Genomic DNA, 12,928 nt, shown 5'->3' with positions numbered 1-12,928 from the left:
CTTTAAAGGTTTTTCGCTAATTTATAAAAATCAAATTACTAAAATTCTTTACTGATAATTATTATTGATAATTATATAATAATTGTCTATAATAATATAAAATACGCCAAAGGTGATGATATGACTTTACAACAATTAAGATATGTTATTAAAGTAGTTGAATGTGGTTCAATTACTGAAGCTGCAAAGCAATTATTTATTACTCAACCAAGTCTTTCAAATGCTATTAAAGAACTAGAAAGAGAATTTAATATAGAAATATTTAATCGTACCACAAAAGGAATATCTTTAACTACTGATGGATCTGAATTTCTTTCTTATGCTAGACAAATAATTGAACAAACTGAACTTATGGAAAAACATTATATGGGTAAAAAACCTTCTAAAAAACTTTGTTCAATTTCTACTCAACATTATGCTTTTGCCGTTAATGCTTTTGTAGAACTATTATTAGACTTAGATGTAGATGAATATGAATTTACTCTTCGTGAAACAAGAACCTATGAAATTATTGAAGATGTTAAAAATTTACGTAGTGAGATTGGCATTATATATTTAAGTGATTTCAATGAAAAAGTAATAACCAAGTTATTAAAAGAAAATCATTTAGTATTTAACCCACTCTTTGAAGCTAATCCCCATGTATTTATTAGTTCAAAACATCCTCTTTCTAAGAATAAAATAGTCACTCTTAAAGATTTAGAAAACTATCCATTTTTAGCTTTTGAACAAGGAGAATATAATTCCTTTTATTTTGCAGAAGAAATTTTAAGTACTATTCCAAAAAAGAAAACTATATATGTTAGTGATAGAGCCACTTTATTTAATCTTTTAATTGGACTAAATGGGTATACTATTTCTACTGGAGTTTTAAGTACAGATTTAAATGGTGATAATATTATATCTGTCCCTCTTAAAACTGATGAAAAAATGCGAGTTGGTTGGATTTCAAATGAGAAAGTTCATTTAAGCTCCATGGCATTAAAGTATATCTCAAAATTAAAAAATATTATTTCTAAATATGGATATGATATACATTAACATAATCTATATTTTAAAATTTATAATAACTATAAAATAATGGACTTACATTTAGTAAGTCCATTTTCTCTAAAATCTAGTTTTAAAAAAATAACGAATTAAAAATTTAAAAAATATTATAAAATATATTTTAAACTAATAAGTGAGCAATTAAATTAAATAAATATCCTACTAATATAATTGCAATTCCTGTAATAACAACGAAAACTCCTATTAATTTAGGCTTAATAACCTTTTTTAATAAAATTATTTCAGGTAAGGATAGAGCTGTTGTAGCCATCATAAAGGAAAGTGCTGTTCCTATTCCTACGCCTTTATCAATTAAAGCTTGTGCAATAGGAATTGTCCCTAATGCATTAGAATAAAGAGGTATTCCAAAAACTACTGCTACAATAACTGCAAAGGGATTATTAGGACCTGCATACTTTGCTAATAATGTTTCAGGAGCCCAACCATGAATAAATGCTCCTATTCCTATACCAATTAATAAAAATAACCAAACTCTTTTTATGATATCTTTTACATTATCAAGGGCAAAACGTATTCTTTGTTTATGAGTTAACTTTTCAATCTCCACCTCTCCTGCTTTAATCTGATAAACATATTCTTCTACTTCTCCTTCTAATTTAAGAGACCCTATAAGCACTCCTCCTACGATACCTACAATAACTCCAGTAATAACGTAAACCACTGCTATTTTCCAACCCAATGTCCCTAAAAGTACAACAAAAGCTGCTTCATTTACTATAGGGGATGTAATAAGAAATGAAAAGGTTACTCCTAAAGGAATACCTGCTTCTACAAATCCTATAAAAATAGGAACTGATGAACATGAACAAAAAGGGGTAACTATACCTAATAAAGATGCCATAATATTTCCTATTATCCCACTAAATTTTTCTAAAATCTTCTTTGTTCTTTCAGGTGGAAAATAACTTCTTATATAGGATATGGCAAAAATCATTATTCCTAATAAAATAATAATTTTTATAGTATCATAGAAAAAGAAATGTACACTAGATCCTAATTTTGTTTCCATGGATATGTTTAATATATTTTCTACAAATAGCTTTACTAAATAATCTAACCAAGTAAACATTTAAATCATCTCCTTTTTAAATATTCTAATTTTTAATGTCATTTATATTACATAAATTTATATACTTTTCTTTATCCACTAATCTATCACTATCTAATTTTAATTGTGGATATTCTTGGATATTATCTATAATATCTTTTATTAAATTTTTAAATATCTTATTTTTTATTTCTAAGGAATAAAAAATATATTGCTCTTTTCGTTTATCTTTAACAAAACCTTTATCTCTAAGTTTTGCTAAATGTTTAGAAACCTTAGGCTGTGAAAGTTCTAAAATACCACATATCTCACATACACATAATTCCTCTTGAGCAAGTAAAATAACTATTCTAAGTCTAGTTTCATCGGACATAATTTTAAAAAAATCTGTTAAGTTATTCATAATTATCCCCTTCTTTTTATCATAATACAATACTTATATACTCATATGGGTATATAAGTATTGTATTCGTTATATTATTCTTTGTCAACAACTTCTTTAACTATTTTTCAGATAAAAAACCTCTACTTTAATTAAGTAGAGGCTTTTATGTAAGAAGCAAAGAATGAATTGCTTCATAAATACGCAATGCAACGTATGCATTATTCATAGTATATAAATGTATTCCATCAACTCCTTGAGTTATCAAATCAACTATTTGGTCAATAGCATACGCTATTCCAGCATCTCTCATGGCTTCGGGATTATCTCCATATTTATCTAATATATGAATGAATTTTTTAGGAAGGTCTACACCACAAAGACTAACTATTCTTTCAATTTGTTTTTTATTTACAACAGGCATTATCCCTGCCTCTATAGGAACATTAATTCCAGCAATAGTAGCTCTTTCTCTAAATGAATAAAAATAATCATTATTAAAAAATAATTGTGTTATTAGTTGGTTTGCTCCAGCATCAACTTTAATTTTTAAATTTTTAATATCTTCAACTATTGAAGGACATTCCATATGTCCTTCAGGATAACAAGCTGCGATTATATTAAAATCTCCATTTTCTTTTATAAATGAAATCAAATCACTGGCATATTTAAAATCACCTTTGGGCTTAAAATTAGGATTAATATCTCCACGTAATGCAAGTATATTTTCTATATTTTTTTCTTTTAAATTGTTTAAAATTTCTAAAATATCTTCTTTTGAAAAATTAATGCAAGGTAAATGTACAATACTTTCTATATTATAAGAATTTTTTATAGTAGAAGCTATCTTTATCGTCTCTTTATTATTTTTACTTTGCCCCGCTCCATAAGTAACACTTATAAAGTCTGGAGAAATATCTTTTAATTTTTCAATTGTATCATAAATAGTATCTATAGAATCTGTTCGTTTCGGCGGAAACACTTCTAAAGAAAAAACTTTTTTATTTTTAAAAAATTCCGAAGTTTTCATAATTATAAACTCCTTCTTATTTCTTTTACTGCAGAAACTAAGTTTTCAAGGCTTGGCACCACTTCTTTATATTCTCTTGTCTTTAAGCCACAATCAGGATTAATCCATAATTTTTCTTTAGGTATTTTTTTGAGTATTTCTAATATTATTTCTTTAATTTCTGATGCACTTGGAATTCTAGGAGAATGAATGTCATATACTCCTGGACCAACTTCTGTTTTAAAACCATTTTCTTTTAAAGTATCAATAATAGTTAAATCAGACCTTGATGCTTCAAAGGTTATCACATCTGCATCCATTTCGTCAATATATTTTATTATATCAGAAAATTCACTATAACACATATGAGTATGAATTTGTGTAGTAGGTTTTACTCCACTATGAGTCAGTCTAAATGCTGGTATAGCCCAATCTAAATATTCACTATTCCAATCTTTTTTTCTGAGAGGTAATTTTTCCCTAAGAGCAGCTTCATCTATTTGAATAATTTTTATTCCATTTGATTCTAAATCAAGAACTTCTTCTCTTATAGCTAGAGCAATCTGAAAAGCACTTTCTTTAAGAGAAATATCTTCCCTAGGAAAAGACCAATTTAAAATAGTTACTGGACCTGTTAACATACCTTTTACATATTTTTTTGTTAGAGATTGTGCATATACAGAATAATCTACTGTTATTGGCCTCAAACGATAAACATCTCCCCATATTATAGGCGGCTTTACACAACGAGTACCATAGGATTGTACCCATGCCTTTTCAGTAATTATAAATCCTTCAAGATTCTCTCCAAAATATTCTACCATGTCATTTCGTTCAAATTCTCCATGAACAAGTACATCAATTCCTATTTTTTCTTGTAAATTTATACATTCTGAAATTTGTTTCTTATTAAATTCTTTATATTTCTCCAATGAAATGTTTCCCTTTTTATAATTAGAGCGATTTTTTTTAACCTCTTCTGTTTGAGGGAAAGAACCAATTGTAGTAGTAGGTAAAATAGGAAATTTAAACTCATGTTTTTGAATTTTTTCTCGTTCATTAAAATTGGGATATCTATTAAAATCATCTTCTATAAGAGATTCTATTTTAAATTTAACATCATAATTACTACAGTCTCTAGGTTCTTCAAATATTTTTTTATTTTTAATAAATTCGCTAATATCTTTTTCATTATTACTAGATAATATTTTTTTCAATTCATAAAGTTCTCTTAGTTTTTCTTCTGCAAATGAAAAATATTTTTTGTATTTTTCATCAAGTTTTTCTTCATTCTTTAATGTATAAGGGACATGAAGTAATGAGCATGAAGTGCTTAAAACTACTTCTTTACAATATTTTTTTAATTCTTTTATTAATGATAAAGTCTTATTGTAATTATTTTTCCATATATTTTTCCCATTAATAATTCCTGCAAAAAGAACTTTATCTTTAGGGAAGCCCAGTGTTTTAATTAATTCCAATGTCTTTTTTCCTTCTATAAAATCAAGCCCTATTCCATCAAAATCTAATTCAATTGTTTTAGCATAACAATCACGTATATCACCAAAATAAGTTTGTAGTAATACTTTGATATTATTTTTATTTGATAAAATCCCTTCATAAATTTTATTAAACATATTTATATCTTCTTTATTTAAGTCTAAAACAAGAGCTGGTTCATCAAATTGTATCCATTTTGCTCCTAATTCATTAAATTTTTTAATAATATCTGAGTATGCCTTAATAATATCTGATATAAAATCCTTGGCTGTCTTTTTCCCTGTAAATTTAGATAATTTTAAAAAGGTAAATGCTCCAATAATTACAGGTTTTGTTGATATCCCTAAATTACTCGCCTCTAAATATTCATCAAAAGGTTTCGTTCCAACTAGAGAAATTTTTGTATCATCTTCTATTTTAGGAACAATATAGTGATAATTTGTATTAAACCATTTTTTCATGGCAAGAGCTTTAACATCACCCTTTTCTCCTTGATATCCTCTTGCCATTGCGAAATATTCATCTAGTGGATTAAGTTGTAGTTGTTTATAAACTTTTGGTATTACATTTAACAAAACAGCAGTATCTAAAAAGTTATCATATAATGAAAAATCATTTGATGGAATAAAATCTATTTTATTATTACTTTGTATTTTCCAATGCTTTTTTCTTAGATCACAAGTAATATTTTTAAGATCTTTTTGGGTTATATCTCCTTTAAAATATTTTTCTGTTGCAAATTTTAATTCTCTTAACTCCCCTATTCTTGGATATCCTATTACTGATGTTTTTATAATAATCCCTCCTCAATATTTATTGTATGCAAATAATATCATAAAACTATGTCATAGGGTAATATTCATTAATTATACTTTGTCATAGTTAAAATCTATGTTTTTATTAACTCTATATAATTTTATATAAAAATTAAATTTAATAGATAAATTATTAATTTTCTAAATAACATAACAAAAAGGTAGCCTATATAAGCTACCTTAAAATACATAAAACTTGAACCTTTTTATTTTCTTATTAACTTTTTAATATTTTATATCATAATTTTTATACTTTTTTACAAAACCATCCTTTTGTGCTATTTGCAAATCGTACAAGCATTAACATAACCGGAACCTCTACAAGAACACCAACAATAGTAGCTAAAGCAACAGGACTTTCTGCCCCAAATAAGGATATAGCAACAGCTACTGCTAGTTCAAAAAAATTCGATGCTCCAATCATTCCAGCAGGAGCTGCTATATCATGGGGTAATTTTAAAAAATAACTAGCACCATATCCTATTCCAAAAATTAACATAGTCTGTATGATTAATGGAATAGCAATAAGAATAATATGAATTGGATTTTCTAAAATTACATGTCCTTGGAATGAAAAAATTAAAATAAGTGTAATCAATAATCCACTAATAGTTACATTGTTTAATTTTGGTAAAAATGTATTTTTAAAATAATCTTCACCCTTATTTTTAATCATTATATTCCTTGTTAATATTCCGCCAGTAAGAGGAATTACCACAAAAAGAACTACTGAAAGAATAAGTGTTGCCAATGGGATTGTAAATCCACTTACTCCTAACAAAAATGCAACAATAGGTGTAAAAGCAACTAAAATAATTAAATCATTAGTTGCTACTTGAACAACAGTATAAGCTGGATTTCCTTTAGTTAAATGACTCCATACAAATACCATAGCAGTACAGGGAGCTGCTCCAAGGAGTACTGCTCCTGCAAGATAATCTGATGCTAAATCAGGCGAAATCAAATTTTTAAAAATAATATTAAAAAATAAATATCCTATTCCAAACATAGTAAATGGCTTTATTAACCAATTTACAACCCATGTCACAAAAAGACCTTTTGGATTTTTCCCAACATTTTTTATACTATTAAAATCTACTTTCATCATCATTGGGTAAATCATAAGCCAAATTAAAATTGCTATAGGTATTGATACATTTGCAAATTCAAAATTACTTAAAAACTCTGGAATAAAAGGTAAATACTCTCCAATCAAAACCCCTATAACCATACACAGAGCAACCCATAAAGTTAAATAACGTTCAAAAAAGCTTATGCCTTCTAATTTTTGTTTACTCATTATTATCCCTCTTTTCTATTTTTTTAAATTTTAAAAGTCAATCTATTACTTATTTATATTCCAATATAAATCTATTCCCAATAAATAAATTTGACACTTGTTTAATCTTTTTAATTCTTATATCTCATTCCTTTATTTATCGTAGTGATAAAAATTCTATAGGATTTAAATATGATTTATAATAATTTTTTTACTAACATTTTGCATATGTTTTATAATCTTCGGATTTTTTTAGAATATTTCTAAGTAGTTCTATAGCTTCTGCACTACCTTTATCAGATAAACTATAATAAGTCCATTTACCTTCTTTTCTACTTTTAACAATAGTACTCTCTACTAAAATTTTCATATGATGTGACAAAGTAGATTGAGCTATAGGTACTTCCTCTAATAATGTACAAGCACATTTTTCTCCAGATTGAAGTGCTTTTATAATTTTTAATCTACTTTCATCACAAAACGCTTTAAATATATCAGCAATATATTTGAAATCATCCATAAAATCCCTCCTGTCAAATCTATCATCATCGATATGATAACTTATATATCGATGATTGTCAATATGTTTTTATTTATCAAAAGACTTAATCCTATATAATATATAGTTATATAAATATAAAAAAAGACAAAACCCTTGGTTCTGCCTTTCAAATATAAAATATTAAAATTGATTACATTATTCCTATAATTTGATTAAATACTTCTGCTTAAAAATTGATTTCTTTTTCAAATACAAATTTAGGGTCTTTCAGTGCATCTTCTGGATTTTTACAAATAAAATCAGGCCATAATTCTGATGCTTTTAAAGTATCCTCTGTAAATGCAACCAATTGTCCTAAAACATATATAACATAATTAATACCCCAACGTTCTTTATCCGTTTCTGCTCCTTTTTTAGCTGTAATTTCATTTCCATTATTATTTTTCATATATTTAATATAAGCTGATGAATAATGCTTATAAACAAAGGGAGCATTAGGCCAATATTTATGAAGAAGATTAAGCATATCTTTTTGAGATAGAACATTATAATCCATCTGAACGCATTTATTTAAAGTACGATCATCTGTAATAGCTCTTGCTGCAATAGTTCCAACATCATTAATATCATGGGTATATATTGGAAGATCCATTTGTCCAAAAGTTGTGATTTCATCAAAATATCTTAGATTAGGTAAAAAATAATCGAAAAATCCTCCATTATAAAATAATGTCCATCCTATATCAGATTTAAAAAGTTTTTCATGGAATACTTTTTTATTATCAAATATTTCTCCTGCACCATAATTTAAATTTTTTGTATGAGCACCAAATTCTGTTGGAACAAAACGTTTTACTCCTGCTAATACTGCCGCTTCTAACCATATAGGTTCAAATTCTAATATAATTTCCTTTGATCCTGGCACACAACATACCACTACATCACAACCTTCAAAAGCTTTACTTAAAGCTTTTACATCCTTCATATTATCACAAATAGATAAATTTGCTCCTAGTTGTATAAATTCTTTGATTGTTGGATCTAATTTAGTTTTTTGTGATCTAGCAATCATGGTAACTTTATGCCCTTGGTTTAATAATTCCTTAGTTAAAGGAGTTCCAACTTGTCCTCTACTACCAATAACTGCTACATGTTTTTTATCAGTCAAGTTATATCACCTCTATTTTAAAATAACTCCCCTTATTTATTATTCTCTATTATTTCTTAATAATTTAGATAAAATAAAAAACCCTATCATGACTAAAAAATATATTAAATATAACCCTTTAGTTCCTATTATAGGGATATTAATAAATCCAAAAACATTACACTACTCATTACAAATAATACTTTTGATAACTTCATATTTCTTGCTCCTCACAAACATTAATATAATAATAATTTTGAGTTTTTGTTATTTTTTTAAAGTATTATATCCCATTTTAACAATCCAAACATATGCTATTGTCTTGGGAATCATTAACATTCCAACAATAGGCATTATTTTAGCAAATAACACAACTGGAATATAAAATGCAAATGAAAGAAGTATAGCTAACCACATATTTGAAAAGGTTTTATCATTGTGTATCCTTGAATATTTATAAAATAAAAAGATGATTATAATTCCTATTATTACAAAAGGAATATTTCTATAAATTCCCCATGACACGGGAGCATCAGCTGATAACCACTGATTTTGTGGTAATAAACAAAGAATTATCCTTGTTATTCCTAATACTAGAATCCCTATTGATAATATTTGTTTATCCTTAATATCATATCTTTTTCTCCATATATAGTATAAAATAATGTAAAATATAGTCATTGTTATAGATGTTACTAGCTTACCAAATCCAAGAGCTATTACATTTGCTTCAAGTCCTGTAGTTAAAAGTCCATATGCCCTTGGAATAAGATGAAAAGCATCTCCAAATCCTAAAATCACTGCCATAATTCCAAAAAGCCAAGTAAGACTATTTTTTTCTCCCCGTTTTATCATAATAAATCCCAGTGAAATAACTGTAGATAAATAAACTATATCAAAAATTGTTTCAAATATTGCTTGCATAATCATCATCCTCTATTTTTTATTTAAGTATAACATAATAGAAGAAAATATATCATTGTTAGTTTTTTTATATATTTAACTTAAATATTTAATATTAATATCTTAATTAGAACTTTGTCTAATTGTTCTTCATAATATTTCTTAGTGTAAAATTCTTAACCCCTTATAAATTCCCATTCTTATAAAAAAATTATTTCTTATAATAATCTTTAATCATTTTTTAATAAGATTTATTCAACACTTTGAATGTAACTCTTTACGTATTATAAATATTTTTTATTCAATTTATTAAAACATTTATCATATTATATACTATAAAATTACTAAAAAAAGCTTTGAGATTTGTAGTTTTAAGAGGTGAAAATATGTTTAATAATAATTATACATTAATGGCCCAAGCAGATATTATAGGTGGTCCCCTTGCACCTAAACTTAGAGGCAAAGTAATATTTAAAGATGTTCCTGGTGGAACTCAAGTATCTGTACATGTTACCGGTCTTCCTCCATATAAACCTAGTGAAAACGGTAATTTACCCATTGGTCCCCATGGATTTCATATTCATGAATATGGTAATTGTAATGTAGGAGATGAAGAAAATCCTTTCCAAGATGCTGGAGGACATTGGAATCCTTATAACCAACCCCATGGTAATCATGCCGGTGATTTTCCAGTGCTTTTTTCTAATAATGGAATTGCTTCAATGACTTTTTTTACTAATAAATTTAAGCCAAAAGATATTTTAGGAAAAAGTATAATTATTCATGAAAGTCCTGATGATTATAGAAGTCAACCTTCAGGAAATGCTGGTAAAAGACTAGCTTGTGGTATAATTTATCCTATTTATCCTAATCTTTATTATAACTTTTTTGTATATTAATTATTTATTTATAAAAATAAAAAGAGTATTATAAAACTACTTTTTAAATAGTTTTAAATACTCTTTTTTATTAAAATAAATTTCTCAATTAAATAAATAATAATATATAGGCTTTTTATTAATTTTATTACATATAACTTTTTCATATAAAAATATATAATAACTATATCTATCCTAATATATATTTTGCTAATACTGATTGAAGCTCATATATGTTTAAATTTTTATTAAATTGTTTTTTAATTGGAAACTCTGAACCAGAAATCCATATCTTTAATTCAGCATCTAAATCTAAATGCCCCGCTGTTTCAATGCTAAAATGCGTTATACTTTTATAAGGAATAGAATGATGATCAACTTTTTTCCCTGTAACTCCCTGTTTATCTACTAATATAAGTCTTTTATCTGTAAAGATAAACAGATCTCTTATAAGCTTATATGCCTTTTCTATTTTTTCTCCTTCTGCTAATAATTTCCCATATTCTTTTATTACTTCTTCTACACTACATTCTGAAGCATTTCCCATAATTCCATTTAATAATCCCATATTACATTCCTCCTGTAAAAATATTTAAAAATTAATAAAATTTTTAGTTTTTGATGTAAATATTGTTTTTTATACTATAAATTCCATCCTTCCTATAAAAGCATATATTTTAAAAATTCTATAAAAATTAATTAAATCCTTTATTTTTATATAAAATATTTATCGAATAATTTAATAAAATTTTTAAATACTATTATCTAATCAAAATATTTTACTGTCTACATATAATATTATGTTATATGTGTCTAAAGTAAAAATTCTATACCATAACTGAAAGGAAGTCTTTTAAACAATGGTTAAAATTAAAAACTTGATAATGAAATATGGAAATTCTACTGTGATTAAAAATATAAATCTAAATATTAATAAAAATTCAACTTGTGCTATTATAGGTCCATCGGGATGTGGGAAAAGCACCTTATTATATGGAATCGCTGGTATTTTAAAACCTTTTAGTGGAGAAATCTTAATAAATAACTTCCCTGTTAAAGAAAACCGTAAGAAAACTGGATTAATACTACAAAACTATGGTCTTCTTCCTTGGAAAACGGTATGGAATAATGTCTCACTTGGATTAACAATTAGGGGATATCATAAAAAAGATATACAATATAATGTTGATAAAGTTCTCAGAGAATTAGATGTATATGATTTAAAAGATAGGTATCCTATTGAATTAAGTGGTGGACAAAGGCAAAGAATTGCAATAGCAAGAGCTTTAACTATAAGTCCTGATTTATTGCTAATGGATGAACCTTTTTCATCTTTAGATGCCATATCTAGAGAAAACCTTCAAAATCTTATTTTAAAAATTCATAAAGAAAATAATATAACTCTTATTTTAGTCACTCATAATATAGAAGAAGCTGTTTTTTTAGGACAAACCATAGTAATAATGGGACAAAAATTTGGTGAAATAAAAAATATAATTAATAATCCATATTTTGGAGATGAAGAACTTAGATATAAATCAGATTACTATAAAATTTGTATGGAAGTTCGTCAACTAATGAGAAAGGATGAAATAAAATAATGATATTTAAAAAAATCACAAAATATAAAACAATATATGGCTCATTAATAATACTTATTTTTTGGTATGCTCTTCATTTTATATTTAAATCAACAATAATCCCAAGCCCCCATATTACAATATATGAATTTTTTATACTTATTAAAGGAAAACTTCTTATTCATATTTTGGTCAGTTTGTTTAGAATTTTAATTGCAGTAATTATTTCTCTAATAATTGGAATGAGCGTAGGATTATTTCTTGGCCTAAATAAAAAATATGATAAATATATTTCCCCTATGATATATCTTTTATATCCAATCCCTAAAATAGCTTTTTTACCAATTCTAATGATTATATTTGGATTAGGTAATACCTCTAAAATAATATTAATAACAATAATAATATTATTTCAAATACTTGTAACTACTAGAGACAGTGTAAAAGGGTTAAGCAAAGAATTATTTTATTCAATTAAATCTTTAGGGGCTAATAAAATCCAAATATATAGACATCTTATTATACCTGCTGTTTTCCCTAAATTATTAACATCTCTAAGAATAAGTATAGGAACAAGTATTGCTGTACTATTTTTTGCAGAAAACTTTGCTACTCGTTACGGAATAGGCTACTTTATTATGGATAGCTGGGCAAGAGTAGATTACATTCAAATGTTTGCAGGAATTTTAGCAATAAGTTTTTTAGGCTTATTGATTTTTAAACTTATTGATTTATTAGAAGATAAATTATGTAAGTGGATTAAACTAGAAAAGTTAGAACAAAAATAGAGCTCTATATTATAAGAGCTCTTGCT

The 12,928-nt window shown here is 26.0% G+C and carries 13 protein-coding genes; 4 read left to right on the top strand and 9 right to left on the bottom strand.

Annotation, left to right across the window (positions count from 1 at the left end):
* The first annotated feature begins 120 nt into the window (after nucleotides 1–120).
* Nucleotides 121–1,041, top strand: coding sequence for a LysR family transcriptional regulator (locus OM90_RS02875; RefSeq protein WP_058485387.1), 921 nt, complete (start codon nucleotides 121–123; stop codon nucleotides 1,039–1,041).
* A 130-nt stretch (nucleotides 1,042–1,171) separates the two neighbouring features.
* Here OM90_RS02875 and OM90_RS02870 read toward each other — a convergent pair whose 3' ends face one another.
* The 8 genes from OM90_RS02870 to OM90_RS02835 all read right to left on the bottom strand — a co-directional run bounded on the left by OM90_RS02870 (nucleotide 1,172) and on the right by OM90_RS02835 (nucleotide 9,677).
* Nucleotides 1,172–2,140, bottom strand: a complete 969-nt coding sequence (locus OM90_RS02870) for a permease (protein ID WP_058485386.1) — start codon at nucleotides 2,138–2,140, stop codon at nucleotides 1,172–1,174.
* 25 nt (nucleotides 2,141–2,165) lie between these two features.
* On the bottom strand, nucleotides 2,166–2,522 hold the full coding sequence (locus tag OM90_RS02865) for an ArsR/SmtB family transcription factor (RefSeq protein ID WP_058485385.1): 357 nt from the start codon (nucleotides 2,520–2,522) through the stop codon (nucleotides 2,166–2,168).
* Nucleotides 2,523–2,667: 145 nt separating this feature from the next.
* Nucleotides 2,668–3,531 carry a methylenetetrahydrofolate reductase [NAD(P)H] gene (gene metF / locus OM90_RS02860; RefSeq protein WP_058485384.1) on the bottom strand — a complete coding sequence of 288 codons (864 nt, stop codon included), beginning with the start codon at nucleotides 3,529–3,531 and terminating at the stop codon, nucleotides 2,668–2,670.
* 2 nt (nucleotides 3,532–3,533) lie between these two features.
* Nucleotides 3,534–5,804 (bottom strand): 5-methyltetrahydropteroyltriglutamate--homocysteine S-methyltransferase, encoded by a 2,271-nt coding sequence (gene metE, locus OM90_RS02855; RefSeq protein ID WP_058485383.1) that lies wholly within the window; start codon nucleotides 5,802–5,804, stop codon nucleotides 3,534–3,536.
* Nucleotides 5,805–6,072: 268 nt separating this feature from the next.
* Entirely contained in the window at nucleotides 6,073–7,125 is a 1,053-nt protein-coding gene (arsB, locus tag OM90_RS02850) for an ACR3 family arsenite efflux transporter (protein ID WP_058485382.1), read from the bottom strand.
* A gap of 193 nt (nucleotides 7,126–7,318) precedes the next feature.
* On the bottom strand, nucleotides 7,319–7,624 hold the full coding sequence (locus OM90_RS02845) for an ArsR/SmtB family transcription factor (protein ID WP_058485381.1): 306 nt from the start codon (nucleotides 7,622–7,624) through the stop codon (nucleotides 7,319–7,321).
* 208 nt (nucleotides 7,625–7,832) lie between these two features.
* Nucleotides 7,833–8,774, bottom strand: a complete 942-nt coding sequence (locus tag OM90_RS02840) for an NmrA family NAD(P)-binding protein (RefSeq protein WP_058485380.1) — start codon at nucleotides 8,772–8,774, stop codon at nucleotides 7,833–7,835.
* 246 nt (nucleotides 8,775–9,020) lie between these two features.
* Nucleotides 9,021–9,677 (bottom strand): hypothetical protein, encoded by a 657-nt coding sequence (locus tag OM90_RS02835; protein WP_058485379.1) that lies wholly within the window; start codon nucleotides 9,675–9,677, stop codon nucleotides 9,021–9,023.
* 365 nt (nucleotides 9,678–10,042) lie between these two features.
* Here OM90_RS02835 and OM90_RS02830 point away from each other — a divergent pair, with 365 nt between their 5' ends.
* Complete coding sequence (locus tag OM90_RS02830) at nucleotides 10,043–10,555, top strand: superoxide dismutase family protein (RefSeq protein WP_058485378.1); 513 nt, start codon at nucleotides 10,043–10,045, stop codon at nucleotides 10,553–10,555.
* A gap of 169 nt (nucleotides 10,556–10,724) precedes the next feature.
* Here OM90_RS02830 and OM90_RS02825 read toward each other — a convergent pair whose 3' ends face one another.
* On the bottom strand, nucleotides 10,725–11,102 hold the full coding sequence (locus OM90_RS02825; RefSeq protein ID WP_058485377.1) for a PH domain-containing protein: 378 nt from the start codon (nucleotides 11,100–11,102) through the stop codon (nucleotides 10,725–10,727).
* A 292-nt stretch (nucleotides 11,103–11,394) separates the two neighbouring features.
* Here OM90_RS02825 and OM90_RS02820 point away from each other — a divergent pair, with 292 nt between their 5' ends.
* Both OM90_RS02820 and OM90_RS02815 read left to right on the top strand, forming a co-directional pair.
* Nucleotides 11,395–12,135 carry an ABC transporter ATP-binding protein gene (locus OM90_RS02820; RefSeq protein WP_058485376.1) on the top strand — a complete coding sequence of 247 codons (741 nt, stop codon included), beginning with the start codon at nucleotides 11,395–11,397 and terminating at the stop codon, nucleotides 12,133–12,135.
* Nucleotides 12,135–12,902, top strand: coding sequence for an ABC transporter permease (locus OM90_RS02815; protein ID WP_058485375.1), 768 nt, complete (start codon nucleotides 12,135–12,137; stop codon nucleotides 12,900–12,902). Before OM90_RS02820 ends, OM90_RS02815 begins: the two co-directional genes overlap by 1 nt.
* Nucleotides 12,903–12,928: the final 26 nt, after the last annotated feature.

This window comes from Defluviitalea phaphyphila (genome assembly GCF_001466305.1).
In the GTDB taxonomy this organism is placed as follows: Bacteria; Bacillota; Clostridia; order Lachnospirales; family Defluviitaleaceae; genus Defluviitalea_A; species Defluviitalea_A phaphyphila.
Note: the sequence above shows the minus strand (reverse complement) of the source record. Positions and strands in the feature narration are given on the sequence as shown.

Bases quoted from the DNA above. Each gene is read 5' to 3' on its own strand.
- arsB (WP_058485382.1), bottom strand. From the start codon at position 7,125: ATGAGTAAACAAAAATTAGAAGGCATAAGCTTTTTTGAACGTTATTTA.
- OM90_RS02830 (WP_058485378.1), top strand. From the start codon at position 10,043: ATGTTTAATAATAATTATACATTAATGGCCCAAGCAGATATTATAGGT.
- OM90_RS02825 (WP_058485377.1), bottom strand. From the start codon at position 11,102: ATGGGATTATTAAATGGAATTATGGGAAATGCTTCAGAATGTAGTGTA.
- OM90_RS02845 (WP_058485381.1), bottom strand. From the start codon at position 7,624: ATGGATGATTTCAAATATATTGCTGATATATTTAAAGCGTTTTGTGAT.
- OM90_RS02820 (WP_058485376.1), top strand. From the start codon at position 11,395: ATGGTTAAAATTAAAAACTTGATAATGAAATATGGAAATTCTACTGTG.
- OM90_RS02865 (WP_058485385.1), bottom strand. From the start codon at position 2,522: ATGAATAACTTAACAGATTTTTTTAAAATTATGTCCGATGAAACTAGA.
- OM90_RS02815 (WP_058485375.1), top strand. From the start codon at position 12,135: ATGATATTTAAAAAAATCACAAAATATAAAACAATATATGGCTCATTA.
- OM90_RS02835 (WP_058485379.1), bottom strand. From the start codon at position 9,677: ATGCAAGCAATATTTGAAACAATTTTTGATATAGTTTATTTATCTACA.
- OM90_RS02875 (WP_058485387.1), top strand. From the start codon at position 121: ATGACTTTACAACAATTAAGATATGTTATTAAAGTAGTTGAATGTGGT.
- metF (WP_058485384.1), bottom strand. From the start codon at position 3,531: ATGAAAACTTCGGAATTTTTTAAAAATAAAAAAGTTTTTTCTTTAGAA.
- OM90_RS02870 (WP_058485386.1), bottom strand. From the start codon at position 2,140: ATGTTTACTTGGTTAGATTATTTAGTAAAGCTATTTGTAGAAAATATA.